Source organism: Thiohalorhabdus sp. Cl-TMA (assembly GCF_041821045.1).
Lineage (GTDB): Bacteria > Pseudomonadota > Gammaproteobacteria > Thiohalorhabdales > Thiohalorhabdaceae > Thiohalorhabdus > Thiohalorhabdus methylotropha.
Genome location: NZ_JBGUAW010000003.1, coordinates 56,150 through 80,487, shown reverse-complemented (window position 1 = coordinate 80,487; position 24,338 = coordinate 56,150). Strand labels below are relative to the sequence as shown.

The following is a 24,338-nucleotide window of genomic DNA, read 5'->3' as shown; positions in this document are numbered from 1 at the left end:
CGCCATGCCCAGCTCCCTGCGCCAGCATGCCCGTCGCACCCTCGACGACCTGGAGGCCGCCGGCCGCCGCCGCTCGCCGGCCCCGACGGCGGTGCTGGACGCGCGCAGGGTATTGCGCGGGGACCGGACGCTGGTGGACTTCTCCTCCAACGACTATCTGGGCCTGGCCCGCGACCCGGAGGTGGCCGAGGCCGCCCGCCGGGCCCTGGAGGCGCATGGCGCCGGCGGCGCCGCAAGCCGCCTGATAACCGGGGACCATCCCCCCTACGCCGAGCTGGAGACGGAGCTGGCGGCCCTCAAGGGCACCGAGGACGCGGTGGTCTTCGGCAGCGGCTACCTGGCCAACCTCGGCATCCTCCCGGCCCTGGTGGACCGGCACGACCTCATCCTCGCGGACAAGCTCAACCACGCCTGTCTGGTGGACGGCGCCCGCCTGTCCGGCGCACGCATGGTCCGCTTCCCCCATGCGGACACCAACGCCCTGCGCGCGCGCCTGGAGCGCTACCGGGAGCGGGCCCGCCATTGCCTGCTGGTTACCGACAGCGTGTTCTCCATGGACGGCGACCTGGCACCCCTGCGCGAGCTGGCCGCGCTCGCCGCCGAATTCGACTGCTGGCTCATGACCGACGACGCCCACGGCATCGGTGTGGTGGGCGGCGGCGCGGGGGGCACGACCGCCGCGGGCCTGGACGCGGAAGCCGTGCCGCTGCAGATGGGCACCCTGTCCAAGGCGGTGGGCGGCTACGGAGGCTATCTCTGCACCCACGGGGAAGTGGCGGACCTGATCCGGACCCGGGCCCGCAGCTTCATCTACACCACCGCCCTACCGCCGGCCACGGTGGCGGGGAACACCGCCGGACTGCGTCGGATCCGCAACGACCCCGCGCTCTGCGCGCGCCCCCGCGCCCTGGCGAGCCGACTCTGCGAACGCCTGGGGCTGGCGGAGCCGGCCAGTGCCATCGTACCCGTGGTGCTGGGCGCGGACCGGCTGGCACTGGCCGCCCAGGAGGACCTGCTGGAGGCCGGGCTGCTGGTGCAGGCCATCCGGCCGCCCACGGTTCCGGAAGGCACGGCCCGGCTACGTGTTACCCTGCGCGCGCCGCACACCGAATCGGACGTGGAGGCGCTCGCCGAGGCCCTGGCGCCCTGGGTGGACCGGGCATCCATGGAGGCCTCGTGAACCGGCCGCTGCGCACCCTCGCTCTGGCGGGCTGGGGGCACTCCCCGCGGTGCTGGGAGCGGCTGGCGCCGCAGGGCGTGGAGCTGACGCCCCGTGCCCTACCCGGACACGCAGCCCCTGGGGAGACCCCGACGCCGGGCACGCCCGGGCTGCAGGAGGCCGCGAACGCTCTGCCGGGGGACTGGGACCTGGTAATGGGCTGGTCGTTGGGCGGGCTGGTGGCGCTGGAAGCCGTGCGTCGGAGCGTGATCCGGCCGCTCGGCCTGATCCTGGTGGCCACGCCTCCGGCTTTCCTGCGCCGCCCCACCTACCCGGCCGGGCTCGAGCCGGCAGTGCTCGATCGCTTCCGGGCTGGCCTGGGCGACGATCCCGAGGGTACCCTTCGCCGCTTCTACACCTTGCAGTTCCAGGGGGATCGGGCACCGCGCTCGCAATGGGCGCCGGCCGCCATCCGGGACCGCCTGCTGGCGGCCGGGACCGCCGCCGAGACCCTTCAGGACTGGCTGGACGTTCTGGAAGCCGCGGACCTCACCGCAGAGCCGCCGGCGCTGGAGCTGCCGGTGCTGATTCTGCACGGCACCGGCGACGCCGTGGTGGATCCCGCCGCCGTCGACTTCTTCGCCGAGTGCGGGCCCCGGTTCCTGGGCCAACGCATCGAGGGGGCCGGCCACGCCCCCCACGTCACCCATCCCGAGGAGACGGGACAGCACATTGCCGCATTCGCCCGAAACCTGTCCTCCTGAGGAGGTCTTCGACAAACGTGCGGTTCGCCGGGACTTCGCCCGGGCGGCCGCCACCTACGACCGCCATGCGGCGCTCCAGCGCCGGGTGGCGGCGGAAGTGGCCGAGCTGTACCGGGGGCTGGCCCCGACGCACGCGGCGTGCGTCCTGGATCTCGGCTGCGGAACCGGCTACGTGGGGCGCGACCTGATGGCGGGGACCGCCGCCCCCGAAGCGGTGGTGGCCCTGGACCTGGCTCATCCCATGACGCGGCGCGGGCGGGTCCCCGGGCACCCGGCGGTGACCGGCGACGCCGACCGGCTCCCCTTCGTCCCCGGCGCCTTCGACGCGGTTGTCTCCTCCCTGACGCTCCAGTGGGCCAACGACCTTCGGGCCGCCCTGCGCGGCATCGTCGCCACCCTGCGGCCGGGCGGACTGCTGATCGCCAGCACGCTGCTGGCGGGGACCCTCCGGGAGCTGGATACCGCCTTGCGTCGGACCGGCGGGGCGGGCCGCGCGGGTCCCTTTCTCGAAACCTCCGACGCCGAGGCCGCCCTGGCCTCGGCGGGCCTGGCGGGATACGAATGCCGGACCGTCCTGGAGGAGGACGAGGCCCCGGGCCCCATGGCGGTGCTGCGCGACCTCAAAGGCCTGGGTGCGGTAGCCAAGGGCCCGGACCGGGCACGCGGGCTGCGCGGCCGCCGCCACCTGGACAGCCTGTGCCGCGCCTACCGGGAGACCACGGAGCGCCCGGCGGGGCCGGTGCCGGTAACCTGGCATGTGGGATACCTGGTGGGATGGAAGCCTTTCTAGCCCAGCCCGGCTCCTATCTCGGCCTGGTCGCCCTCTGGGCGGCCTACTTCGCCGTGCATTCGGCCCTCGCCGCGCGCGGCACCAAGGCCCGGGCCGCCCGCCTCGGGAGGACCGCGGCGCGCGCCTACCGGCTCGCCTACAACCTGGCCGCCGTGCTCCTGCTGTTGCCACCCTTGTGGCTCACCACGCGGCTCGGCGGCCCCATGATCCTGGAATGGCGCGGCCCGGCTTGGTGGGCCGCCCAGGCGGCGGCACTGCTCGCCGTGGCGGGCTTCGCCGTCAGCCTGCGCGCCTACGATATGCGCCATTTCCTGGGCCTGCGCCAATGGCGAAAGCCGGGCGGCGGCGTGGAGCCGCGCGACCCCCTGCGGATCTCCGGCTTTCACCGGTTTCTCCGCCACCCCTGGTACTTCTTCGGCCTGGTGGTGCTGTGGACCCGGAGCCTCGACCTGGCCCAATTCCTGACGGCGCTCAGCGTCACCGCCTACCTCGTCATCGGCTCCCGGCTCGAGGAGCGCAAACTGATCCACGCCTACGGAGCTGCCTACCGCGCCTACCGGCGCCGGGTCCCGGGACTGGTTCCGGTGCCGGGCCGCTACTTGACGCGGAGCGCGGCGCAGAGGCTGTCGGAGCAAGCCAAAGGAGAGAGAGCACCGTGAATCGCACGCTGGTGGTAACGGGTACGGGCACCGAGATCGGCAAGACCTACATCACCGCCGCCGTTGCCCGGCAGCTTCGCGGCCGGGGTGAGACGGTGCTGGCCACCAAGCCCGTGAGCAGCGGCTGCGACGAGGATGCCCAGGGCCGCCTCTGGAGCCCGGACGGCCGGGTGCTGCTGGACGCCTGCGGCCAGGACCCCGACGACTGGGCGGCCCACCAACGGCTGTGCCTGGAGCGCCTCCGGGAGCCCATGTCGCCGCACATGGCCGCGGACCGGGCCGGCCGCATCCTATCCCTGCAGATGCTCACGGGCTACTGCCAGGGCCTGGAGGGCGAGACCGACGGCTGCGTGATCGCCGAGGGCGTGGGCGGCGTGATGGTGCCCCTCACGGACAGCACCACCTTCCTGGACTGGATGGCCGCCCTGCAGTGGCCGGCCCTGCTGGTGACCGGCACCTACCTGGGCACGTTGAGCCACACCCTGACGGCCCTGCAGAGCCTGAAGGGAGCCGGCGTGCCGCTGGCCGGCCTGGTGCTCAACCGCAGCCCCGAGGAGCCGGTGCCCGCCGAGGAGACGCGGCGCACCCTGCGCTTCTTCCATCCGGAGCTGCCCATGGCGGTGGTGCCGCGCGCGGAGGGGACGGGAGAGGAGGCGGGGATGCCCGACTTGGTGGAGACCTTCGGCATCGGCCGGGGGGAGTGAGCCGGCGGGGCCACCTTGTTGAGGCCGGCCCCCTCCGGAGTGCGGGCTGTAGAGCGAGCGAACCGTTGATGGGCCTCGAGGCCCGGATCGAGGCCCGCCGCAGGAGCGTTGCCCTCGCCGCGAGCTCGGGCGCCCGGAACCTGTCGCGGCCGCGGGGCCGAAAGCTCCGCCCCCCGGCCCAATCTCAGCCCGGGAACCCTGTGGGAGGGACCTCCGGTCCCGACGCCTTTCCCGAAAGCCCGCACTCGGGCCGAACGGTCTCGGCCAGGGCCGCTTCCGCGGGGACCACGCGCGCGGGGAATGGCCGCACCGGTGCGGAATCCGGTACCGAGCAAAAAAGAGACCGGGAATCACTTCCCGGTCTCTTTCGGATCCGTCCGTTCGGATGGCGGCCTGCGGCGCCCGCTCAGTCGGGGTGGCTCATGTAGCGGCGGAGCCAGGCCTTGGCCCGGCGGCGCAGCTGGTCGCGGATGGCCGGGGACAGGTGGCCGTCCTTGATGGCGTTCCAGTAGCGCACGGCGTCCTCGAGCCGCACCTCCTTCTCCACCTCGCGCACGGTCAGCGATTCGCCGAGCCGCCGGATCAGGCGCAGGTCCTCGAGCATGCGGTAGGCGTAGGAGAGGCTCCACTCGCCCTCGCCGCGCAGCCGGTGGGCCGCTTCCAGGAGCACCAGGGTGTGGCGCAGCATGGCGCCCACGCCGTAGGACACGCTGCGCCGCTCGCCCTCGGCGAACCGGTCGATGAGGTGATCCGCCAGGCCGTCGGGGTCCACGTCGGTCAGGTCGTCACTGCCGGGGACCGGCTTGTTGTAGGTCAGTCCGTTGTAGTCCCCCACGAGCTGCCGGATGCGGTGCTCGCGCAGCCGCTTGTGCCGCAGCCATTCCTGGTACTGCAGGGTGTGCTCGGCCTTGATGCGCGCCTCGCGGACGCTGGCCGCTTCTTCGAAGGGCACCTCCACCCGGACCCCGGACACCCCGTCGTTGAAGGCCACCTGATACAGGCCTCGATGGGGGTCGCGGATGGCCATGCTCATAATATTCGGCGATTGCTGGGGCTGGGCCATAGCCATGGCTGCGCTCGCCTCCTCCCTGGATCTAGAACCGCACCCGGTTTTCCCACAAACATCGCGCACCGGGCCCTATCATTGCAAGTATCCTTCCCGGAATATGCTCCATCACGCCGCCTCAGGCGAAGGCCTCCCGGATCACCCGTCCCATGGCGTCGGTCAGGCGGGAGAGGTCGTCGCCGGCGAGGACCAGCGGGGGTGTGACATAGGCGATATCGCCCAGCGGTCGTATCCATACGCCGTGGTCCACGAACCGGTGGCGCATCCAATCCTTGTGGCGATCCGTGGCGAGCTGAACCGCACCCATGGCCCCCTTAATGCGGACATCGACGACGCCGGGGAGTTCAGCCAGGGGCGCGAGCTCCTCGCCGAGCTGGGCCTCCAGGGCCGCCACCTGGGCCAGGCGCGGCTCGCGCTCGAAGAGGTCGAGGGAGGCGTTCGCCGCCGCGGCCCCCAGCGGGTTCCCGGTGAAGGTAGGTCCGTGCATGAGCGCCGTGGATTCGTCAGGGCCGTGGAATCCCTCGAACACCGCCCGGGTGGCCAGGGTCGCCGCCATGGGCATGGTGCCCGCGGTGAGGGCCTTGCACAGACACATGATGTCGGGAGCCACCCCTGCCTGCTCGCTGGCGAACAGGCTGCCCGTGCGGCCGAAGCCGGTGGCGATCTCGTCGGCGATGAACAGGGTGCCGGCGCCGTGGGCCAGCTCCGCCGCACGGCGCAGGACCGCCGGGGAGTGCACCAGCATGCCGCCCGCTCCCTGGATGAGCGGCTCCGTGATCACCCCCGCCACGCGCTCTCCGTATTCCGCCAGGGCCCGCTCCAGGGCGCACGGCCCTTCCTCGGGCGGCAGCGGCACGGTGACGTGCTCGTGGGCGAGACCGCGGAATCGGGGCCGGAGATCGCGGTAGGTGTCCGAGACGCCCATGCAGCCGGCGGTATCGCCGTGGTAGCCGTTCTCGAAGGCGATGAACAGGTCGCGCTGGGTCTCGCCCCGGTTGTCCCAGTACTGGCGGGCCATCTTGAGCGCCACCTCCACCGAAACGGAGCCCGATTCAGTGAACATGGCGTGGGCGAGGTCACCCGGGGCCTTGTCGGCGAGCCGCTCGGCCAGGCGGATGATCGGCTCGTGGGTCATGCCGCCGAGCATGACGTGGGGCAGCACGTCGAGCTGGCGGTGCACCGCCTCCATGATGTGCGGATGGCGGTAGCCGTGACAGGCCGACCACCAGGAGGCGGTGCCGTCCACCAGCTCCCGGCCGTCGGCCAGCCGGATCCGACAGCCCTCCGCCCCGGCCACCGCAACCGGCGGATCCATGTCCCGCATCTGGGCGTAGGGGTACCAGACGTGGTCGAGGGCCCGCGTGGGCCAATTCTCGGTCCCCTGGCTGGAAGTCACGGGCTGGGTCATTGCTGATCCGTGCAGTGCCTGCTGTGAAGGCCCCGTTGCGGCGACGAGGTCCTAGGAAATACGCGATCGCGGCAAAGCGGGTCCATATCCCTTGCGGGGTACAAGGACGTCCCGGCGTCCGTTCAGTCGTCGGTGCCGGTACCCGGCGGCGGGGCGGATTCCTCCGGCTCCTCGGCGAGCAGGGCTTCCACCTGGGGAATCTTGGCGCGGTCCACGGGCCGGCCCGTCACCGAGGAGCGCGGTGCCTGCCGGATGCCCTCGGGCGGGAAAATGGTGGCCGTCACGCGCACGCCGTCCACTACCAGGGCGATGGCCGGGAATTCGTCGGCCTCCTTGCCCACCTGCCGGCGATGGACCGCCCGCTCGAAGGGGATACCCGAGTCGTGGAGGAAGATCTCCACGTCCTCGGCGGTCTCGGAGAACAGGTGGAGATTCACGTCCGAGTGCTCGGTGGCGGTGCCGTCCAGCACCGAGCCCACCAGGCGGGGCCGGAACTCGGCGAAGAAGCGCATGGCGTCCAGCGCCGCCTCCCGCAGCACCCGCAGATGGGCCCGGCTGTCGGGCGTATCCCGGTACATGCGCAGGCGGAGCTCCACCTCGTCCTGGATCTCCCGATTGGTGGGCAGGTCCTTGGTGTTGCGGGGACCGCCGCCGAGGTGCCGGGAAGCCTTGCGCTTGGCCACCCCGAAGTCCTTGATGCCCTCCTCCACCATCAGGCGCGCCGCCTCCTGGGTCAGAAGGATGCGCCGCCGGCTGTCCGGACTGGTCATTGCTCTGCCTCCTCGGCTCGGGCGTCCCCCGGGCGCCTACGGCTATGTATGCTATCGTCCCGCCCATTCCTTGGAAACCGAAGGATCACGGGAAGGCGGCTATGCTCTGGATAAAAGCGGTCCACATAATGGCGGTAGTGGCCTGGTTCGCCGGGCTTTTCTATCTGCCTCGGCTCTACGTATACCACGCCTCCGACCCCCACCCCGAAACCGCGGCCCTGTTCAAGACCATGGAGCGCCGGCTGTACCGCGGCATCATGACCCCCGCCATGGTGGTGACTGTGGCCTTGGGCCTGTGGCTCTGGTTCAGTTATTGGTGGGGCAGCGGATGGTGGCTGCACGCTAAGGTCGCGCTGGTGGCGGTGCTGCTGGCCTACCACTTCTATCTTGGCCATTTGCGCAAGGTATTCGCCGCCGACGCCAACACCCGCGGCGACCGCTTCTACCGCATGCTGAACGAATTCCCCACCCTGATCCTGGTGGCGGTGATCCTGCTGGTGGAGCTCAAGCCCGGCGGCTGAGCGCGAAGCTTTCCCGCCGGTGCCCCCCGGAGGAGCCGCCCCGCCACGGAGGAAGCTCTTCATGGCACAAGCCGATAAGCCCCTGGTCTTCCCGGCCACCCAAGGCGCCGATGTGCTGGATACCATCGCTCCGCCCACGGTCCTCACCATCGCCGGCTCCGACCCTAGCGGCGGGGCGGGCATTCAGGCGGATCTGGGCACCATCGCCGCCTTCGGCTGCCACGGCGCGGCGGCCATCACCGCCCTCACCGTGCAGGATACCCGCAACGCCTACGGCTTCCGGGTCAGCGAAGCCGCCGAGCTGCGCGACCAGGTGGCCACCGTGCTCGCCGACATTCCGGTGGCGGCTGTAAAGGTCGGCATGCTGGGCAGCGCGGACAACGCCCGGGCAGTGGCCGATCTGCTCGCCGAGTATCCGGACATTCCGGCGGTTGTGGACCCGGTGCTAGTGGCCGCGGGAGGCGGCGATCTGGCCGAGTCGGATCTGGCCAGCGTGCTGCAGGGCACCCTGTTCCCTCGGGCCACGGTGCTCACCCCCAACCAGGACGAGGCCCAACAGCTCACCGAGGGCGAGAACGTCCCCGAGGCCATCGCCGACGAGCTGCTCCGCGACGGGGCCCACTACATCCTCCTGAAGGGCGGCCACCGCCATCCGGAGGAGGAAGTGGTCACCGACCGGCTGTTCTCCTTCGGCCAGGAGGAGGCCAACTTCACCCATCCGCGCCTCCCCGACCGGGGCTACCACGGCTCGGGCTGCACCCTTTCCACCGCCATCGCCTGCGCCCTCGCCGACGGCCGCGAGGTGGTGGAGGCGGTGCGCACCGGCATCAACTTCACCTTCCGCGCCCTGCGCGCCGCCTACACCCCGGGCCGGGGCCAGGCGGTCCCCAACCGCCTGTTCCATTGGCGGAACTGGGAAGAGGAGGAGTGACCGTCCGCTCAACGGCGTGGACTGTTTCGACCGGCTCCGAGCGGGAACGTTCGTAAGTACTCGCGTACCACTTCGTCTATCGGGTAGGATATTGCGCGCTCCGGGCCCGGCCCGGGACCACCCGTTCCGTGCAAGCCGAGGCCGCACCTACCCATGCCGCATCTTCCGAAAGCCCGCTCCGGCGCCGTCGCTTGCCTGCTCCTGATTCCATTACTTGGCACGCCCGCCCTCGCGGAACCGCAAGAGGCAGAGGCCGGCTCCCTCCCGGAGGCGATCGCGGATTTCGAACGGGGCCGCTTCCGGGAGGCCCGAGCCGGCTTCCGGGCCCATGCCGATTCCGGCCGCAGCCAGTTCTACCTCGGGCGCATCGCCCTGCGCCGCTTCGAGCCCTATCCGGCAGCCGAGCATCTGCGCAAGGCGGTGGCGAGCGCCCCCGACAACGCCGATTTCCACTACTGGCTGGGACGCGCCTACGGAAAGCTCGCCGAACGAGCCAACATCTTCAAGCGCGCCTACTACGCCGGGAAAACGCAGGAGCACTTCCAGCGCGCCGTGGAGCTTGAGCCGGAGCATCTGCACGCGCGGGTGGCGCTGGTCATGTACGACCTCCAGGCGCCGGGGTTCCTGGGCGGCTCCCGGGAGGCCGCCGAGCGCCATACCGGGGTCCTCTTCCGGCAGAGCCCGGTGGCGGGCTTGCGCGCCCGGGGCCTGGCCCAGGAGCAGGAAGAGGCCTTCGACAAGGCGCTGGCCACCTACCGCCACGCCGCCGAGCTGGCCCCCGAACATCACCGACCGCACCGCTGGCTGGCCGGACTCCATAGGCAGCTCGGCCACTACGAGCGGGCCTTCGCCCTCTACGCGGAGCGCCTGGCGCGAAAGGAGCCGGACCCCGCGGCCCGGGTAGGCTTCGCCCGCACCGCCTTGGCCTCGGGGACCCGGCTGGAGGAAGCGGCGGATCACCTGCGGATTTACATCGAACGCGGACCACTGCCCGAGCAGCCCACCCTGGGCGAGGCCCATTACCTGCTCGGCAAGGTCCGGCAGGCGCAGGGCCGGCTGCATGCCGCCCTGCGGGCCTTCCAGCGATCCCTGGAGGTGGCGCCCAACCATCCCCGGGCCGGGGCGGCGCATGATGCCGTGGAGGCCTCGCTGCTGTAGACCGGCGGACCCGGGAACCGAGACCCCACTCCCCTTTCGGGCCCGGAAAAACTGGCGCATGTCGCGGCCGGGGGGCGCCCGGCACCGGCTCACTCCCCCGACTCGCTTTTCCCCACGGCCTCCCGACCGTAGGTCCGGCCCTTCCAGCGGGTGCGGATACCGCGCCAGTAGCGCCACGCGGACGCCCAGGTCGTGGTCAGGAACAGGGTGCCCGCCAGCGGCAGGGTGAGTGCCCGGAGGCCGCGGAATCCGTAGAAGCGCAGGGTGGGGAAATAGGTACCGACCATGGCCAGCAGTCCCAAAACGCCGAGAAGCCGCCCGCCCGGCCCGCTACCGGCCGCCAGGCCGAGCAGCGGCCCCCAGCAGACCGCCACCAGGACCAGCGACGCAACCACCAGCAGCGCCGCGGAATACCGCAGCTGACTGAAGGCGGTGCGGGCCACCATATCCCGGATATCCGCCAGGCGGCGGTAGCTCCGTCGGCTGCGCACCGAGCGGCTGAGCCCCAGCCACAGGGTACCGCCTCCCTCCTGGACATGCCGGGCCAGGGTGCAGTCGTCGATGACCACATTCCGGATCGCCTCCAGACCGCCGCTTTTGCCAAGGGCCTCGGCATCCAGGAGCATGCACCCCCCGGCCGCGCCCGCCATCCGGCTGCGCCGCCGGTTCACCAGGGCGAAGGGGTAGAGGAGCTTGAAGAAGAAGACGAAGGCCGGCAGCAGGAGCCGCTCCCAGCCGTTCTCCATGCGCAGCGTGGCCATAAGGGAGACCAGGCACCGGTGCTCGACGCGGAGCTTGGTCCGCAAGGCGGGCAGCAGGCCCGGGGCCAGCTCGATGTCGGCGTCCAGGAAGAGCAGGTAGGGCGTTCCCGCCCGGCGGACGCCCTGCTCCAGCGCCCACAGCTTGCCCTGCCAGCCCGCCGGCAGGGGGCCGGCCGGGACCACCTCGACATTGCCCGAAGCGGCCTGCCGGGCCGCCCGGGCCGTGCCGTCCCTGGAACCGTCGTCCACCACCAGGATGCGCAGCCCGGTCCCCTGACGCTCCAGGGCGCGGAGGGTCCGACCGATGCAGGCGGCTTCGTCGCGGGCGGGGATGACGGCGGTCACATCGCCGAGCTCCGCGGATTCGGGGTCGTTCGGGGCCTCCAGGCGCTCCCGGACCCCCCAGGGGCGCGCCGGATGCAGCAGCACCGTCCCCCAGACGGCCGCCCCGCTCGCGGACAGCAGCCAGACCAGCCATTCCACGGCACTCCCCCTTCTGCAAGGATGGCTTGAACTTTCGCTCCCTTACCCCAACATCGGGGGAAAATCCGCTTTTATCCAGGGGAGCATCCAGGCCATGCCCGGGGAAGCCGTTTCCGTCACCATCGACCACCGTCTCTCGCCCATCCGCGGCGCCTATCTGATCGCGGACCGGGACCACCTGCCGGCCGACCGCCTCCTGGCGGCCACCCGCGAGGCCCTGGAGGGGGGTGCCCGCCTGGTGCAGTACCGCGACAAGGGCGAAGACCGGGGCCGCCGGCTCCAGGAGGCCCGCGATCTGGCCACCCTCTGCCGCGAATACGATGCCCTGTTCATCGTCAACGACGATCCCGAGCTGGCCCGGGACGCCGGTGCCAACGGCGTCCATCTGGGCGGCGACGACGCCTCCATCGCCGAGGCGCGGCGCCTCCTGGGCGACCAGGTCATCATCGGCGCCTCCTGTTACAACGACCTCGGACGCGCCTTCAATGCCCGTAAGGCCGGGGCCGACTACGTGGCCTTCGGCTCCTTCCACCCCTCGCCCACCAAGCCCGACGCGGTGCGGGCGCCGCTCTCGCTGCTTAAGCGGGCCCGGGCGGAGCTGGACCTGCCCATCGTGGTGATCGGCGGCGTCACCCCGGATAACGCCGCCCCGCTGGCACTGGCCGGCGCCGACGCCGCCGCCTGCATCAGCGGCATCCTGGATGCCGAGGATATCCGCGAGGCGACCCGGCGGCTCAACAACCTGCTGCGGCTGCATTGGTGAAAGACCGGCAAACCGCCGAGGGCACCGAGAACGGCGCAAAAGGGGAACCTGAATAGACCCAGGTTGACTCGACCCGGGCTGCCCTTGCCGGTTACCGGCTTTCCGTTATCCGTTTCTTGGCCTCCTTGGCGATTCATCGCCTCGGGAAGCCCTCAGGCGTTCACCGCCACCGAGATTCCCATGGCGAACAGGATCAGGATCTGGGCGAAGTAGAGGGCGAAACGGATGGAGGCCACCACCTCGGTCTGCTCCAGGAATATGTGCCAGAGGCTGTGGGCCATGCGGAAGGCCAGCAGCGCCACGGCAAGACCGTCCAGCCAGGGGCTGTTGAGGCCCGAGGCCATGATCGCCACCACGATGGCGGCATAGACCGGGAGATTCTCGATGCAGTTCATGTGGGCGCGCATGGCGCGGCGATACCAGCCGCTGCCCTGCTCCTCGTCGGCGCTCCACTCCCGGATGGTGGCGCGTCCCGTGAGGATGCGGCTCCAACGGTAAACACCGACGGTGGCGAACAGGATCAGCAGCGTCCAGCCGGCATAACCCAGCAGGACCCAGACGGGAATGGTCATGGGTATATCCTTTCCATTTTTATAGAACGAACGTTCGTTCGGTAGGCGCCTATTATGGGCCAACCGGGGCGAAACGCCCAGAGCACGGCGTGGACGGCCTATGGCACGGAAAGGGTCTGCCGCGATAGCCCGTCCACCGAAGCCCGGTCTGGGCAATGCGGTGACTTATCTCTCCGGGAGATTGACAGTACTCGGGGCACCTTTTAGCTTGATCGGTTTTCCGGAACATCTGCCCCCTGGAGTGGTGCCATGGCGACGCGGTCCGAACAGCTCTTTGCGGAAGCCCAGAAGTACATCCCCGGCGGAGTGAACTCCTCCGTGCGGGCCTTCAAGCCGGTGGGCGGTACGCCCCTGTTCATGGAGCGGGGCGAGGGCAGCCGCATCTGGGACGCCGACGGCAAGGAGTACATCGACTACGTGGGCTCCTGGGGACCGCTCATACTCGGCCACGCCGCCCCCGAGGTGGTCACGGCGATCCAGGAGACGGTGGCCCGGGGCACTAGCTTCGGCACGCCCACCGAGCTGGAGACCGAGATGGCCCGGCTCATCACGGAGATGGTGCCTTCCGTGGACAAGGTGCGCATGTGCAACTCCGGCACCGAGGCCACCATGAGCGCCCTGCGGCTGGCCCGCGGCTACACCAACCGCGACAAGGTGGTGAAGTTCGAGGGCAACTACCACGGCCACGTGGATAGCTTGCTGGTGAAGGCGGGCTCGGGCGCCCTTTCCCTTGGCGTTCCCACCAGCCCAGGCGTACCCAAGGACTTGGCCCAGCACACCCATACCCTGCCGTACAACGACGAGGACGCCGCCACCGCGCTGTTCGAGGATATCGGCCGCGAGGTTGCGGCGGTGATCGTGGAGCCGGTGGCGGGCAACATGGGCTGCGTGCCGCCGGAGCCGGGCTTCCTGCAGACCCTGCGTGAACTGTGCGACAGCTTCGGGGCGGTTCTGATCTTCGACGAGGTGATGACCGGATTCCGGGTGGCCGCCGGCGGCGCCCAGGAGTACTACCACGTCACGCCCGACCTCACCTGCCTGGGCAAGGTGATCGGCGGCGGCATGCCGGTGGGCGCCTTCGGCGGCAAGAAGGAGATCATGGCCCACCTCTCCCCCGAGGGCCCCGTCTACCAGGCCGGCACCCTCTCCGGGAACCCGGTGGCCATGATCGCCGGCGTGACCACGCTGAAGGCCCTGAACAACGCCCACTTCCACGCCGACCTCGGGGAGCGCACAGCGCGGCTCGCCCAGGGGCTCGTGGAGGCCGGCACGGAGGCGGGGGTCCCCCTCACGGAGAACCACGTGGGCGCCATGTTCGGCGTCTTCTTCTCCGACCGTCCGGTGCGCACCTTCAAGGACGTGGCCGACGCCGACGCCAACCGCTTCGCGCAGTTCTTCCACGGCATGCTGGAGCGGGGCGTGTACCTGGCCCCCTCGCCCTTCGAGGCGGGCTTCCTCTCGCGGGCCCACTCCGAGGCCGACGTGGACGCCACCCTGGAAGCGGCCCGGGACGTCCTCTCCGGCATGGCCTGACCGGGTTTCGCCGGTCATTTGCAGGCCCCGTGCCAAACCAGCGGCCCGGAACCTTCCGGGCCGCTGCGCGTCTATGGCCCTGGGAACCACCCCATGCTAATCTTGCGCCCGGTCGCACCCCTGGCAACCCACCCCGGCATCCCCATGGCAAGCGAAACGGATCGGCAGCCCGCGGCCCCGGCATTAAGCGCCGGACAAGGACATGCGACCGATGCGCACGGCGATGCGGCGACCCCGCGCCTGGAGGCCGTGGATCTGACCTGCGTGCGGCGCGACCGGGTGCTGTTCGAGGGCTTCAACCTGCGCCTGGGACCGGGCGAGCTGATTCAGGTGGAAGGCGCCAACGGCAGCGGCAAGACGAGCCTCCTGCGCATCCTCTGCCTCCTCGCGCTGCCGGCCGAGGGCAACGTGCGCTGGAACGGCGCGGACGTGGAGGAGGTCCGGCCGGAGTTCCTGGAAGCGCTCACCTACATCGGACACGCCCACGGGGTGAAGGCCGACCTCACCCCGCTGGAGAACCTGCGCGTGGCCAGCGCCCTCGGCACCGCCCGCCCCGCCATGGACCCCGACGAGGCCCTCCATCGGATCGGTCTGGAGGGGTTCGAGGACAAGCCGGTCCGGGAGCTCTCCGCTGGACAGACCCGCCGCGTCGCCCTGGCCCGGCTGCTGGTCCATCCCACCCGGCTATGGATCCTGGACGAGCCCTTCAACGCCCTGGACCGCAAGGGCAAAGCCTACGTGGAGCGCATGCTGCGCGAGCACTGCGAGAACGGCGGCATGGCCCTGATAACCACCCACCAGCCGGTGGACCTGGGCAGCGCCGCCATGTCGCGCATCCACCTGGGCCCGGAACGCGTCGCGGAGGGAGGCTGACGAATGGGGCGCGCGTTCGCGGCGATCCTGGTCCGGGACCTGACCCTGGCGCTGCGCCACCGCAGCGAGCTGGCCAATCCCCTGATGTTCTTCATCGTGGTGGTGACGCTGTTCCCGCTCGCCCTGGGCCCGGAGAAGGACATCCTCATGCGCGTCGCGCCGGGCATCATCTGGGTGGCGGCCCTGCTGGCGGCAACGCTGTCCATGGACGGCATGTTCCGCTCCGATTTCGAGGACGGCTCCCTGGAGCAGATGCTGCTCTCGCCGCATCCGCCGGCTTTGCTGGTAGTGGCCAAGGTGCTGGCCCACTGGCTGGTGACCGGGCTGCCGCTGATTCTCATCTCCCCGCTGCTGGCCCTCTTCCTCCATCTCCCCATGCAGGCCCTGCCGGTGCTGCTGGCCACGCTGGCCCTGGGCACCCCGGTGCTCTCCATGGTGGGCGCCATTGGCGTGGCACTGACGGTGGGGCTGCGGCGGGGCGGGCTCCTTTTGACCTTGCTGGTTATTCCGCTGTATATACCGGTACTGATCTTCGCCGCGGGGGCCGTGGATAACGCCGCCGCCCAGCTCCCGGTGGCCGGCCAGCTCTATTTCCTCGCCGCCCTGCTGGTCCTGGCCCTGACCCTGGCCCCCCTGGCGACGGCGGCTGCCCTGCGTATCAGCGTTGGCTAGCGCGAACCCCACTCGCGGTGGCGCTCCCGGGTCGGGGAAGCCACCTGCCACCGATTCAGAGGTTTGCCTGTGATCGCGAACAGCCTCTCCTCGGCATCCAAGGCGGGCTAGACATGTTCAAGTGGATCCACAAGTACGGCTCTCCCAGATATTTCTATGGCTTTTCCCGGCGCCTCACGCCGTGGCTCGGGGGGATCACCGCCGTCCTGCTGGCGGTGGGGCTCTATTGGGGGCTGGTGGTGGCGCCGCCCGATTATCAGCAGGGTGACAGCTACCGGATCATCTTCATCCATGTCCCCTCGGCCTGGATGTCCATGTTCGTGTACATGGTCATGGCCATATCCGGGATTATCGTGCTGGTATGGCGCATGAAGGTGGCCGAGGCCATGATGCGCGCTTCCGCGCCCCTGGGCGCCTCCTTCACCTTTCTGGCCCTGGTGACCGGCTCCCTCTGGGGCAAGCCCATGTGGGGAACCTACTGGGTCTGGGACGCCCGCCTGACCTCGGAGCTGATCCTGCTGTTCCTCTACCTGGGCTTCATCGCCCTGCAGTCGGCCATCGAGGACCGGCGCACCGCCGCTCGCGCGGGGGCCGTTCTGGCCCTGGTGGGCGTGGTCAACATCCCCATCATCCACTACTCCGTGGAGTGGTGGAGCACCCTGCATCAGGGCCCCACGGTGACCAAGCTGGACGCGCCCTCCATCAGCGTGAACATGCTGCTGCCGCTGCTGACAATGGCGGTGGCCTTCACCCTCTATTTCTTCACCATCGCCATGAAGCGTGTCCGGATCGAGCTCCTGGAATCCGAGTCGGGAAGCAACTGGGTAAGGGAACTGGCGGACGAAAAGGAGTACTAAGGGGATGACACTACAGGAGTTCTTCTACATGGGCGGCTACGCCGCCTTCGTGTGGCCATCCTATGGCCTGGCCCTGGTGATCCTGTTGGTCAACCTCGTCGTTCCCCATTGGCGCGAGCGCCAGACACTCAGACAGATCGCCCGCCAGAACCGGCGTGTGAGGAGGAGTGGATGACCCCCCGCCGCAAGAAGCGTTTGTACTTGGTGGTGCTGGTATTGGTCGGCGTCAGCGCCGCCACCGCGCTGGCCCTGACCGCATTCCGCGAGAATCTGGTGTATTTCTACAGCCCCACGGAGATCGCCCGGGGTCAGGCCCCGGAGAACCGCACCTTCCGCATCGGCGGCCTGGTGAAGGATGGCAGCGTGGAGCGCAGCGAGGATAGCCTCGACGTCCGCTTTGTCATCACCGACACCGCGCACCACGTCCCCATCGAGTACTCGGGCGTGCTTCCCGATCTGTTCCGGGAGGGGCAGGGGATCGTCGCCAACGGCAAGCTCACCGCCGACGGGGTGTTCAAGGCCGAGCAGGTGCTGGCCAAGCACGACGAAGAGTACATGCCGCCCGAGGCGGCCGAGGCCCTGAAGAAGGCCGGCGCCAAGCCTCCCCATTCCATGGCCGAGCAGTAGGCAGCCTCTATGATCCCGGAACTAGGCAATATCGCGCTCATTCTCGCCCTCTGCATGGCGCTCGTGCAGTCGGCGTTCCCCCTGTTGGGCGCCGCGCGCGGCGTCCCGGAGTGGATGGCCGTGGCCCGGCCGGCGGCCGCCGCCCAATTCGGGTTCCTCGCCGCCGCCTTCGCCGCCCTGGCGTACTGCTTCGCGGTCAGCGACTTTTCGGTGGCCTTCGTAGCGCAGAACTCCAACGAGGCCCTGCCCATCTATTACCGGCTCACCGCCATTTGGGGCGGGCATGAGGGCTCCATCCTGCTCTGGACCTTCATTTTGGGGGTTTGGACCGTGGCCGTGGCCGCTTTCAGCCGCACCCTCCCCACGGACTTCAGCGCCCGGGTGCTGGGCATCATGGGGCTGGTGAGCATCGGCTTTCTGCTGTTCATGCTGTTCACCTCCAACCCCTTCGCCCGGCTCACCCCGGTGCCGCCGGACGGCGCCGACCTCAATCCCCTGCTCCAGGACATCGGCATGATTATCCACCCGCCGGTGCTCTACGTGGGCTACGTGGGCATGGCCGTGGCCTTCGGCTTCGCCATCGCCGCCCTGCTCGGCGGCCGTCTCGACGCCGCCTGGGCGCGCTGGACGCGACCCTGGGTGGGGGTGGCCTGGGTGTTCCTCACCCTGGGCGTGGCCATCGGCAGCTGGTGGGCCTATTACGAGCTGGGCTGGGGCGGCTGGTGGTTCTGGGACCCGGTGGAGAACGCCTCCTTCATGCCCTGGCTGGTGGGCACGGCCCTGATCCACTCGCTCGCCGTCACCGAGAAGCGCGGGGTGTTCAAGAGCTGGACGGTGCTACTGGCCATCACCGCCTTCTCGCTATCCCTACTCGGCACCTTCCTGGTGCGGTCCGGCGTGCTCACCTCCGTGCACGCCTTCGCCACCGACCCCACCCGTGGCGTCTACATCCTGGGCTTCCTGACGGTGGTGGTGGGCGGCTCCCTGCTCCTGTACGCCCTGCGCGGGCCGGGGACGCTGGACAGCGGCACCCGCTTCTCCACGGTCTCCCGCGAGACCCTGCTGCTGGCCAACAACATCCTGTTGGTGGTGGCCATGGCCACCATCCTGCTCGGCACCCTGTATCCCCTGGTGATCGAGGCCCTCGGGGCCGGCAAGCTGTCCGTGGGCCCGCCCTACTTCAACGCCGTCTTCGTGCCCATCATGAGTGTGCTGATGGTGCTGCTCGGGGTGGGCAACCTGAGCCGCTGGAAGCGGGACGGCGCGGCGCGCCTCTGGCAGCAGCTGCGCTATGTGCTGGTGGGCAGCCTGGTGGTGGGCTTGGGAGCCGCCGCCATGGTCACCCGCGCCGGGGACTACATCATGGTCGCCCTGGGATTGGTACTGGCCGCCTGGGTGACCGCCACTAGCGTGCAGGCCGTGTGGTCCCAGCTCTCCGATAAGCGCGGCCTCCTCGAGGGCCTGCGTCGGCTGCCCGCGGGTACCTACGGCATGGCCCTGGCGCACCTGGGCCTTGCGGTGACGGTGGTGGGCATCACCATCACCAGCGTCCACAACACCGAGACCCGGCTGCGCATGGAGCCGGGAGAGACCACGCAGATGGCCGGCTATACCTTCCGCTTCCAGGGCGTTGAGCGAACCCAGGGCCCCAACTACGAGGCCGCGCTCGGCACCATCGTGGTCATGCAAGACGGCGAGGCCGAGGCCGTGCTCCACCCGGAGAAGCGCCGCTACCTCTCCGGGAGCAAGCCCATGACCGAAGCCGGCATCGACCCCGGACTCACCCGCGACATCTACGCCTCCCTCGGCCAGCCCATGGGCGACGGGGGCGCCTGGAGCGTCCGCCTCTACCACAAGCCCTTCGTTCGCTGGATATGGCTGGGGGCGCTGTTCATGGCCGCGGGCGGCGTGGTGGCGCTCACCGACCGCCGCTATCGGGTTGCGCGGCGGCGCGAGACCGCCTCCAAGGCGGAGCGGGAATCCCTGGCCGCCGCAACCGGGGAGGGCTAGCTGATGGGCTCCAAAAATTTGATCCCCAAAATTGCGACAGGCGTTGGGTTAGGGGTCTGGGTGCCCTTACTCATTTTTATCGGTCTCGTGGCGCTTCTCGGCTGGGGGCTGACACAAGATCCCGAGAAGGTCCCGTCGCCGTTGATCGGCAAGCCGGTGCCGCAGTTCTCCCTGCCCACGGTATCCAGCCCCACGGGCGCAGTGACCCCGGAGCGGCTCGAAGGCCAGGTGTACCTGCTCAATGTCTGGGCTTCCTGGTGCGTGGCCTGCCGCCAGGAGCATCCGGTGCTCATGGAGGCCAGCCGCAATCACCCCAATCTGGCCATCATCGGCTTCGACTACAAGGACAAGCGGGCCGATGCCCGCCGCTGGCTGCGGGAGCGCGGCGACCCGTACGACCTCAGCCTGTTCGACCCGGCGGGCGAGGTGGGCATCGACCTCGGCGTCTACGGGGTGCCGGAGACCTTCGTGGTGGACAGCAAGGGCATCATCCGCCACAAGCACATCGGCCCCCTGACCCGGAAGGAGCTCCGGAACACGATCATGCCGCTGGTGCGTGAACTGCGAGCCGAATCATGAAGCGCTGGATCCCCGTGCTCCTCACCTTCCTGCTCCTGCTTCCCGCCGGCTTGGCCGGCGCCGAGCCGGAGTCCCTGCGGGAATTCGACAGCACCGCTCAGAAGGAGCGGTACTGGTCCCTCCTCGAGGACCTGCGGTGCCTGGTGTGCCAGAACGAATCCCTGGCCGGCTCCCAGGCCGATCTGGCGCAGGACCTGCGGGACGAGGTCTACCAGAAGGTGGTGGAGGAGGGAAAAAGCAACGAGGCGGTGATCGAGTATCTGGTGGACCGCTACGGGGAGTTCGTCCTCTACCAGCCGCCCGTGCAGCCGAGCACCTATTTGCTGTGGTTCGGTCCCTTCACGCTGCTCGCCGTGGGGGCGGGCATCTGGCTCCTGGTGGCGCGCCGGCGGGCGCGCGCCGGACCGGCCGAGCTATCGCCGGAGGAGCGGGCGCGCGCCGCCGAGCTCCTGGGCACCGACTCCGATAAGGATTCCGCACAATGACCCTGTTCTGGATCATCACCGCCGCCATGATCCTGGCGGCCGTCTGGTTTATCGCCCCGGCGCTGCTCGGCCGCACCCGCGAGGGCGACACCTCCTATGCCGAGGCCAACCTCTCGGTGTACCGTGACCGGCTTGCCGAGCTGGCCGCCGAGCGCGACCGCGGCACCCTGTCCGAGGAGGAGTACGAGCAGGGCCGTAGGGAGCTGGAAAACGAGATCGTCCGGGACGTACCCGGGGAGGAAGCCGGCGCGGAGCGCTCCGGCGCCGCCTCTGCCTCCGGCCGCCGGACCCTCTCCGGACTCATGCTCCTGCTCCCCGTCCTCGCGGTGACCCTGTACTTCGCTGTGGGGCGCCCCGGCCTGATTGGCGAGTCTCCCGCCACCCGGCTGAGCCAGTCGGAGATCCAGAAGTATTCCAGGATGGCCCCGGAGCAGCGCATCTCCCAGCTGCGGGCGCACCTGAGCGAGCATCCCAAGACCGCCGAGGCCTGGGTGCTGCTGGGCCAGACCTACCGGGCCCAGGAGCAATTCGGCGACGCCGTGGAGGCCTACGGCGAGGCCCGTAAGCTGCTGGGCGAGGAGCCGCAGCTACTGGTCCAGTACGCGGAGGCCATCGCCCTCGCCAACGGCCGCCGCATTACGGAGCGGGCCAGCGCGCTGGTGAACAAGGCCCTTGCCAAGGATCCGGACAACTCCCTGGGCCTGTGGCTCGCGGGCTCGGCCGCCATGTCCCGTGGCGACGGCGAGGCCGCCGCCAAGCATTGGCGGAAGCTGGCAGCCCAGATGCCCCCGGACAGCGATGCCATCGGCATGCTCAAGGGCTATATCGCCCAGGCGGAGGGCGTCAGCCAGGAATCCGTCACCATCGATCGGCCCGAACAGACCGCGGCCGCGGGGCCTTCCATGCGGGTCCGCGTCGATCTGGCCGCCGAGCTTAAGGAGACCGCCGACCCTGGGGACACGGTCTTCATCTTCGCCCGCGCCGCCCAGGGGCCACCCATGCCCGTGGCGGTGGTCCGCAAGCAGGTGCAGGACCTGCCCGTGGAGGTGTCCCTGAACGATTCCCAGGCCATGATGCCCTCGCGCAAGCTTTCCTCCATGGACCGTGTTGTGGTAGGCGCCCGGGTTTCCAAGAACGGGCAGCCCACCGCCCAGCCCGGGGATTTGGAAGGCATGACCAACCCGCTCAAAGTCAAGGACGGCCGGCAGCTCTCCGTGACCATCGACCGCAGGGTTGAGTGACCCCGCCCGACCGGCCCTTCCCCTTTCCTTCCGGTCCCGTGTAGCGCCTCTTTCGGCCCCCGGATATTGGAGCCCCAGGCCCGGGGCTGAACGGTGCCCCACCTGGCCCACCCGGGCGGCCTTCTCAACGCCGCCGGTTTGTCGGCGGAAGAATCTTCGGGGACCAGGGCGCGCTTTGCCCGACCCGGAAAAGGCGCTTTTTTCCGTTCGGTTCCAGGACAAAAAAAGGGACCCCGGAGGGTCCCTCGCGCATCTGGATGGGGCGGAGTCTAGTGCTTCGCGCTACCGCCCTGCTGCGCATCCACGTGACTGAAATACGCGCCCACGGCCTTCATCTGCTTCTCGGAAAGCTTCGGGGCGATATCCGTCATCATCTTCGCCGGGTCGTTTTGGCGGTTACCGGCTTCCCAGTCCTGCAGCTGCTTTTCAATGTAGCTGGCGTGCTGGCCGGCGATCTGCGGGAATACGGGCGGAACGCCCAGCCCCTTGGGTCCGTGGCAGGAGGTGCAGGCGGGCACGTTCTGCTCCGGGACGCCCCGCTCGGCGATTTGCTCTCCGAGCTTGATCATTGCCTTCTCAGCATCCGCGCCTTCTACGTCCACCTTCTGCTGGTTGTAGTAACGGGCCGCATCCCACATCTCCTGCTCGGACATGCCCTTGGCGATGTTGGTCATAGTGGGATAGTTGGTCCGATCCCCGCTGGCGAAATCCTTCAGCTGCTTCACCATGTACTGCATATTCTGGCCGGCGAGGCGCGGGAATTTGGCCTGGGGATTGCCCTTACCATCAGTGCCGTGACAGGACTGGCAGGGCATCACCATGGGGTTGTCGGGCTTGCCCTTCGTGACCAGCTGCTTGCCGGCCTTGGCGTCGCCCTTGGGTTCGCCGCCCGAATGACCCCCGTCGGCAGCGTGGGCGGGAGTGACCGCTAGGACGCTCGCCATGACGACCGCCCAAAACAGAGTCCGCATTGACCGTCTCCTTACTGGTGGAACGATGCCGGGGGGCGCGCCATAAAAGCGAAGCCAGGACGGCGGATTCCATCCCGGCTTCCCCCTTGTCGGAGCGTATTCCCCGATCGTTTCCTGCTACTTACTTGGCCAGGTCGGCGATCCAACCGGCAATCGCCTTCAGCTTCTTGGTCTTGCCGGCGGCCTGGGGCTGCGGAGGCATGGGCGTTCCGCCGGTCACGTCGGTCCAGTTGCCGGAGCCACCCTGCTTCACGTTGTGCTTCACGACTTCCAGGAGCTTACCCTTATCGCTGTTATACCGCTTGCCCACGGCCTGGAAGGAGGGCCCGACCAGCTTGGTAGTGGCGCCGTGGCAGGCGGTGCAGCCCAGCTCCTGAGCGGCCGTCTTGCCGCCGGCGGCCTGCGCGTTGCTCACACCGAGGCCCAGCGCCAAGCCGGCGCTAATGGCGATCACGGTTTTCTTCATGGTCTTTCCTCCCGGTCTATCGGAGAATGGGACCGGCCTTCGGCCGATCGAATGAGAAATCCGTTGCTTCCATGAATGCTATGAAAACGCGTCAAGGTCTTTGTCTGATCCACGCCAACTTTGTAGTATAAGAACACCCTTATACATGGGTCAAATTTCCATACATGGCTTCTAACTTGCCCACTGCACAATTCCTCGTCGCCGCCGCCCATTCCCGGGATTTCCCAACGGACCAGGGAGGGGAGGTGGCCTTCGCGGGCCGCTCCAACGTCGGAAAGTCCAGCGCCCTGAACGCCCTGCTGCAGCGCAAGAAGCTGGCCCGAACCAGCTCCACGCCGGGGCGTACGCAGCAGATCATCTTTTACGGTCTGGGGGAAGGCGAACAGCGGGTGGTGGACCTACCCGGTTATGGGTACGCCAAAGTTCCCGCCGCGGTGAAGGAGCAATGGGGGCGCCTTCTGGAGGGCTATCTGCACGACCGGGAAAGCCTGGCGGGTCTGGTGCTCATCATGGACGTTCGCCGGCCCATGCGGGACTTCGATCGCCAGCTGCTGGAATGGGCGGACTACTTCGACTTGCCGCTCCACGTGCTCCTCACCAAGGCGGACAAGGCCAAGAAGAACGAGGCGCGGCGGACCCTCGAGTTCCTGCGTGCCGATCTGGCCAGCCGCTTTCCGGAGGTGAGCGTTCAGCTCTTCTCGGCGCTGAAAGGCACGGGGGTCGAAGAGGCCCGCGAGAAGCTGGGCGAATGGCTGGGGCTGGATTTCACGGCGAAAGGATAAAAAAAAGAGCCCCGGAAAAGGGGGAAAACCGGGGCTCCACCCGCCCCCGGGGAAGGGGCGGCACCAGGAACCGGCCCTGACGGGCGGGGCAGGGCCGGAGACGGTTTTGGGCCGTCTCATAGATTTAGAAAACCGGTTGCGGGGTGAGTTCCAGGGCCGGCAAAAATTTTTCCTAGCGGATTCGAACGCCCGTAACCGCGTCGATGATCGCCGAGGGCTGGGCCCGGGGGCCTACCTTCCCGCGCATATAGCCATCGAGCTCCGCGCCGAAGATCTTTTCACATTGGACCGCGGTTATGGCGGGCGGTTCGCCTTCCCGGTTGGCGCTGGTGGAGACCAGGGCGCCGCCGTAGGCCCGGCACAAACGGGCGGCGTGGGGATGGGCAGTCCAGCGCAGGGCGATCCGGGGATGCGCTCCGCGGATCCAGGCCGGGGCTTCCGGGGCGGGCGGGAGCAGGAAGGTGACCGGGCCGGGCCAGTGCCGCGCGATGCGGCGCCGCATGGGCACCGTGAGACGGCCCATGAAGGGAGCCAGGTGCTCCCAGAGGCCACCGATGAGGATCAGCCCCTTGGCCTCCGCGCGGCCCTTGGCGGCCAGGATGCGCTCCACCGCTTGCCGATTCCATGGATCACACCCCAGCCCGAAGCAGCTTTCGGTGGGATAGGCCAGGACGCCGCCCGCCGTGAGCGCACGGGCGGCCTCCCGGATGTCCAGCCGACCGTTTCCCGACAA

The 24,338-nt window shown here is 69.2% G+C and carries 28 protein-coding genes; 20 read left to right on the top strand and 8 right to left on the bottom strand.

Annotated elements, in window-relative coordinates; all coding sequences use genetic code 11:
* The first annotated feature begins 4 nt into the window (after nt 1-4).
* From bioF to bioD, 5 genes are read left to right on the top strand one after another with little or no spacing between them, the layout of a single operon-like run.
* On the top strand, nt 5-1,180 hold the full coding sequence (bioF, locus tag ACERLL_RS04830; protein ID WP_373654933.1) for an 8-amino-7-oxononanoate synthase: 1,176 nt from the start codon (nt 5-7) through the stop codon (nt 1,178-1,180).
* Nucleotides 1,177-1,923 (top strand): alpha/beta fold hydrolase, encoded by a 747-nt coding sequence (locus ACERLL_RS04825; RefSeq protein WP_373654932.1) that lies wholly within the window; start codon nt 1,177-1,179, stop codon nt 1,921-1,923. Before bioF ends, ACERLL_RS04825 begins: the two co-directional genes overlap by 4 nt.
* Nucleotides 1,892-2,713: a methyltransferase domain-containing protein gene (locus tag ACERLL_RS04820; RefSeq protein WP_373654931.1), complete on the top strand. Its 822-nt coding sequence runs from the start codon at nt 1,892-1,894 to the stop codon at nt 2,711-2,713. The genes ACERLL_RS04825 and ACERLL_RS04820 overlap by 32 nt, the downstream gene beginning before the upstream one ends.
* A complete protein-coding gene (locus ACERLL_RS04815; protein WP_373654930.1) occupies nt 2,698-3,372 on the top strand; it encodes a methyltransferase family protein in 675 nt (224 codons plus the stop codon). Before ACERLL_RS04820 ends, ACERLL_RS04815 begins: the two co-directional genes overlap by 16 nt.
* Nucleotides 3,369-4,076: a dethiobiotin synthase gene (gene bioD, locus ACERLL_RS04810; protein WP_373654929.1), complete on the top strand. Its 708-nt coding sequence runs from the start codon at nt 3,369-3,371 to the stop codon at nt 4,074-4,076. Before ACERLL_RS04815 ends, bioD begins: the two co-directional genes overlap by 4 nt.
* Nucleotides 4,077-4,482: 406 nt before the next feature.
* Here the strand turns inward: bioD and ACERLL_RS04805 are convergent, their stop codons facing one another.
* From ACERLL_RS04805 to ACERLL_RS04795, 3 genes are all read right to left on the bottom strand, one after another.
* A complete protein-coding gene (locus tag ACERLL_RS04805) occupies nt 4,483-5,145 on the bottom strand; it encodes a hypothetical protein (protein ID WP_373654928.1) in 663 nt (220 codons plus the stop codon).
* A gap of 115 nt (nt 5,146-5,260) precedes the next feature.
* On the bottom strand, nt 5,261-6,550 hold the full coding sequence (locus ACERLL_RS04800) for an adenosylmethionine--8-amino-7-oxononanoate transaminase (protein WP_373654927.1): 1,290 nt from the start codon (nt 6,548-6,550) through the stop codon (nt 5,261-5,263).
* Nucleotides 6,551-6,672: 122 nt separating this feature from the next.
* Nucleotides 6,673-7,320: a hypothetical protein gene (locus tag ACERLL_RS04795; RefSeq protein ID WP_373654926.1), complete on the bottom strand. Its 648-nt coding sequence runs from the start codon at nt 7,318-7,320 to the stop codon at nt 6,673-6,675.
* Between the two features lie 101 nt (nt 7,321-7,421).
* Here ACERLL_RS04795 and hemJ point away from each other — a divergent pair, with 101 nt between their 5' ends.
* The 3 genes from hemJ to ACERLL_RS04780 all read left to right on the top strand — a co-directional run bounded on the left by hemJ (nt 7,422) and on the right by ACERLL_RS04780 (nt 9,930).
* Nucleotides 7,422-7,841, top strand: coding sequence for a protoporphyrinogen oxidase HemJ (hemJ, locus tag ACERLL_RS04790; protein WP_373654925.1), 420 nt, complete (start codon nt 7,422-7,424; stop codon nt 7,839-7,841).
* A gap of 61 nt (nt 7,842-7,902) precedes the next feature.
* Nucleotides 7,903-8,772, top strand: coding sequence for a bifunctional hydroxymethylpyrimidine kinase/phosphomethylpyrimidine kinase (thiD, locus tag ACERLL_RS04785; protein WP_373654924.1), 870 nt, complete (start codon nt 7,903-7,905; stop codon nt 8,770-8,772).
* Between the two features lie 153 nt (nt 8,773-8,925).
* Nucleotides 8,926-9,930, top strand: a complete 1,005-nt coding sequence (locus ACERLL_RS04780) for a tetratricopeptide repeat protein (protein ID WP_373654923.1) — start codon at nt 8,926-8,928, stop codon at nt 9,928-9,930.
* 89 nt (nt 9,931-10,019) lie between these two features.
* Here the strand turns inward: ACERLL_RS04780 and ACERLL_RS04775 are convergent, their stop codons facing one another.
* The gene (locus ACERLL_RS04775) at nt 10,020-11,174 is read right to left on the bottom strand and encodes a glycosyltransferase (RefSeq protein WP_373654922.1); all 1,155 of its coding nucleotides are present in this window, start codon (nt 11,172-11,174) and stop codon (nt 10,020-10,022) included.
* 94 nt (nt 11,175-11,268) lie between these two features.
* On the opposite strand from ACERLL_RS04775, the gene thiE reads away from it, so the two are divergent.
* Nucleotides 11,269-11,937, top strand: coding sequence for a thiamine phosphate synthase (gene thiE, locus ACERLL_RS04770; protein WP_373654921.1), 669 nt, complete (start codon nt 11,269-11,271; stop codon nt 11,935-11,937).
* Between the two features lie 152 nt (nt 11,938-12,089).
* Here the strand turns inward: thiE and ACERLL_RS04765 are convergent, their stop codons facing one another.
* The gene (locus ACERLL_RS04765) at nt 12,090-12,509 is read right to left on the bottom strand and encodes an MAPEG family protein (protein WP_373654920.1); all 420 of its coding nucleotides are present in this window, start codon (nt 12,507-12,509) and stop codon (nt 12,090-12,092) included.
* Between the two features lie 249 nt (nt 12,510-12,758).
* On the opposite strand from ACERLL_RS04765, the gene hemL reads away from it, so the two are divergent.
* The 10 genes from hemL to ccmI all read left to right on the top strand — a co-directional run bounded on the left by hemL (nt 12,759) and on the right by ccmI (nt 21,386).
* Nucleotides 12,759-14,042, top strand: a complete 1,284-nt coding sequence (gene hemL / locus ACERLL_RS04760) for a glutamate-1-semialdehyde 2,1-aminomutase (RefSeq protein ID WP_373654919.1) — start codon at nt 12,759-12,761, stop codon at nt 14,040-14,042.
* Between the two features lie 93 nt (nt 14,043-14,135).
* A complete protein-coding gene (gene ccmA / locus ACERLL_RS04755) occupies nt 14,136-14,915 on the top strand; it encodes a cytochrome c biogenesis heme-transporting ATPase CcmA (protein WP_373654918.1) in 780 nt (259 codons plus the stop codon).
* Nucleotides 14,916-14,918: 3 nt separating this feature from the next.
* Nucleotides 14,919-15,587, top strand: a complete 669-nt coding sequence (ccmB, locus tag ACERLL_RS04750; RefSeq protein WP_373654917.1) for a heme exporter protein CcmB — start codon at nt 14,919-14,921, stop codon at nt 15,585-15,587.
* 113 nt (nt 15,588-15,700) lie between these two features.
* Nucleotides 15,701-16,444 carry a heme ABC transporter permease gene (locus ACERLL_RS04745; protein WP_373654916.1) on the top strand — a complete coding sequence of 248 codons (744 nt, stop codon included), beginning with the start codon at nt 15,701-15,703 and terminating at the stop codon, nt 16,442-16,444.
* Nucleotides 16,445-16,448: 4 nt separating this feature from the next.
* Nucleotides 16,449-16,619 (top strand): heme exporter protein CcmD, encoded by a 171-nt coding sequence (gene ccmD / locus ACERLL_RS04740; protein WP_373654915.1) that lies wholly within the window; start codon nt 16,449-16,451, stop codon nt 16,617-16,619.
* Entirely contained in the window at nt 16,616-17,071 is a 456-nt protein-coding gene (gene ccmE, locus ACERLL_RS04735; protein ID WP_373654914.1) for a cytochrome c maturation protein CcmE, read from the top strand. Before ccmD ends, ccmE begins: the two co-directional genes overlap by 4 nt.
* Before the next feature lie 9 nt (nt 17,072-17,080).
* Nucleotides 17,081-19,081, top strand: a complete 2,001-nt coding sequence (locus tag ACERLL_RS04730; protein WP_373654912.1) for a heme lyase CcmF/NrfE family subunit — start codon at nt 17,081-17,083, stop codon at nt 19,079-19,081.
* 60 nt (nt 19,082-19,141) lie between these two features.
* The gene (locus ACERLL_RS04725) at nt 19,142-19,660 is read left to right on the top strand and encodes a DsbE family thiol:disulfide interchange protein (RefSeq protein WP_373654911.1); all 519 of its coding nucleotides are present in this window, start codon (nt 19,142-19,144) and stop codon (nt 19,658-19,660) included.
* Complete coding sequence (locus ACERLL_RS04720) at nt 19,657-20,145, top strand: cytochrome c-type biogenesis protein (protein ID WP_373654910.1); 489 nt, start codon at nt 19,657-19,659, stop codon at nt 20,143-20,145. Before ACERLL_RS04725 ends, ACERLL_RS04720 begins: the two co-directional genes overlap by 4 nt.
* Nucleotides 20,142-21,386 carry a c-type cytochrome biogenesis protein CcmI gene (gene ccmI, locus ACERLL_RS04715; RefSeq protein WP_373654909.1) on the top strand — a complete coding sequence of 415 codons (1,245 nt, stop codon included), beginning with the start codon at nt 20,142-20,144 and terminating at the stop codon, nt 21,384-21,386. The genes ACERLL_RS04720 and ccmI overlap by 4 nt, the downstream gene beginning before the upstream one ends.
* 269 nt (nt 21,387-21,655) lie before the next feature.
* On the opposite strand, the gene ACERLL_RS04710 is transcribed toward ccmI, so the two are convergent.
* Together ACERLL_RS04710 and ACERLL_RS04705 are read right to left on the bottom strand one after the other, a co-directional pair.
* Complete coding sequence (locus ACERLL_RS04710; RefSeq protein ID WP_373654908.1) at nt 21,656-22,357, bottom strand: c-type cytochrome; 702 nt, start codon at nt 22,355-22,357, stop codon at nt 21,656-21,658.
* 121 nt (nt 22,358-22,478) lie between these two features.
* The gene (locus ACERLL_RS04705) at nt 22,479-22,823 is read right to left on the bottom strand and encodes a c-type cytochrome (protein WP_373654907.1); all 345 of its coding nucleotides are present in this window, start codon (nt 22,821-22,823) and stop codon (nt 22,479-22,481) included.
* Between the two features lie 176 nt (nt 22,824-22,999).
* On the opposite strand from ACERLL_RS04705, the gene yihA reads away from it, so the two are divergent.
* On the top strand, nt 23,000-23,605 hold the full coding sequence (gene yihA / locus ACERLL_RS04700) for a ribosome biogenesis GTP-binding protein YihA/YsxC (RefSeq protein WP_373654906.1): 606 nt from the start codon (nt 23,000-23,002) through the stop codon (nt 23,603-23,605).
* A gap of 172 nt (nt 23,606-23,777) precedes the next feature.
* Here the strand turns inward: yihA and tsaC are convergent, their stop codons facing one another.
* A complete protein-coding gene (gene tsaC, locus ACERLL_RS04695) occupies nt 23,778-24,338 on the bottom strand; it encodes an L-threonylcarbamoyladenylate synthase type 1 TsaC (protein ID WP_373654905.1) in 561 nt (186 codons plus the stop codon).

Bases quoted from the DNA above. Each gene is read 5' to 3' on its own strand.
- bioF (WP_373654933.1), top strand. From the start codon at position 5: ATGCCCAGCTCCCTGCGCCAGCATGCCCGTCGCACCCTCGACGACCTG.
- ACERLL_RS04815 (WP_373654930.1), top strand. From the start codon at position 2,698: ATGGAAGCCTTTCTAGCCCAGCCCGGCTCCTATCTCGGCCTGGTCGCC.
- ACERLL_RS04805 (WP_373654928.1), bottom strand. From the start codon at position 5,145: ATGGCTATGGCCCAGCCCCAGCAATCGCCGAATATTATGAGCATGGCC.
- ACERLL_RS04800 (WP_373654927.1), bottom strand. From the start codon at position 6,550: ATGACCCAGCCCGTGACTTCCAGCCAGGGGACCGAGAATTGGCCCACG.
- ACERLL_RS04795 (WP_373654926.1), bottom strand. From the start codon at position 7,320: ATGACCAGTCCGGACAGCCGGCGGCGCATCCTTCTGACCCAGGAGGCG.
- hemJ (WP_373654925.1), top strand. From the start codon at position 7,422: ATGCTCTGGATAAAAGCGGTCCACATAATGGCGGTAGTGGCCTGGTTC.
- thiD (WP_373654924.1), top strand. From the start codon at position 7,903: ATGGCACAAGCCGATAAGCCCCTGGTCTTCCCGGCCACCCAAGGCGCC.
- ACERLL_RS04780 (WP_373654923.1), top strand. From the start codon at position 8,926: ATGCCGCATCTTCCGAAAGCCCGCTCCGGCGCCGTCGCTTGCCTGCTC.
- thiE (WP_373654921.1), top strand. From the start codon at position 11,269: ATGCCCGGGGAAGCCGTTTCCGTCACCATCGACCACCGTCTCTCGCCC.
- ACERLL_RS04765 (WP_373654920.1), bottom strand. From the start codon at position 12,509: ATGACCATTCCCGTCTGGGTCCTGCTGGGTTATGCCGGCTGGACGCTG.
- hemL (WP_373654919.1), top strand. From the start codon at position 12,759: ATGGCGACGCGGTCCGAACAGCTCTTTGCGGAAGCCCAGAAGTACATC.
- ccmA (WP_373654918.1), top strand. From the start codon at position 14,136: ATGCTAATCTTGCGCCCGGTCGCACCCCTGGCAACCCACCCCGGCATC.
- ccmB (WP_373654917.1), top strand. From the start codon at position 14,919: ATGGGGCGCGCGTTCGCGGCGATCCTGGTCCGGGACCTGACCCTGGCG.
- ACERLL_RS04745 (WP_373654916.1), top strand. From the start codon at position 15,701: ATGTTCAAGTGGATCCACAAGTACGGCTCTCCCAGATATTTCTATGGC.
- ccmD (WP_373654915.1), top strand. From the start codon at position 16,449: ATGACACTACAGGAGTTCTTCTACATGGGCGGCTACGCCGCCTTCGTG.
- ccmE (WP_373654914.1), top strand. From the start codon at position 16,616: ATGACCCCCCGCCGCAAGAAGCGTTTGTACTTGGTGGTGCTGGTATTG.
- ACERLL_RS04730 (WP_373654912.1), top strand. From the start codon at position 17,081: ATGATCCCGGAACTAGGCAATATCGCGCTCATTCTCGCCCTCTGCATG.
- ACERLL_RS04720 (WP_373654910.1), top strand. From the start codon at position 19,657: ATGAAGCGCTGGATCCCCGTGCTCCTCACCTTCCTGCTCCTGCTTCCC.
- ccmI (WP_373654909.1), top strand. From the start codon at position 20,142: ATGACCCTGTTCTGGATCATCACCGCCGCCATGATCCTGGCGGCCGTC.
- ACERLL_RS04710 (WP_373654908.1), bottom strand. From the start codon at position 22,357: ATGCGGACTCTGTTTTGGGCGGTCGTCATGGCGAGCGTCCTAGCGGTC.
- ACERLL_RS04705 (WP_373654907.1), bottom strand. From the start codon at position 22,823: ATGAAGAAAACCGTGATCGCCATTAGCGCCGGCTTGGCGCTGGGCCTC.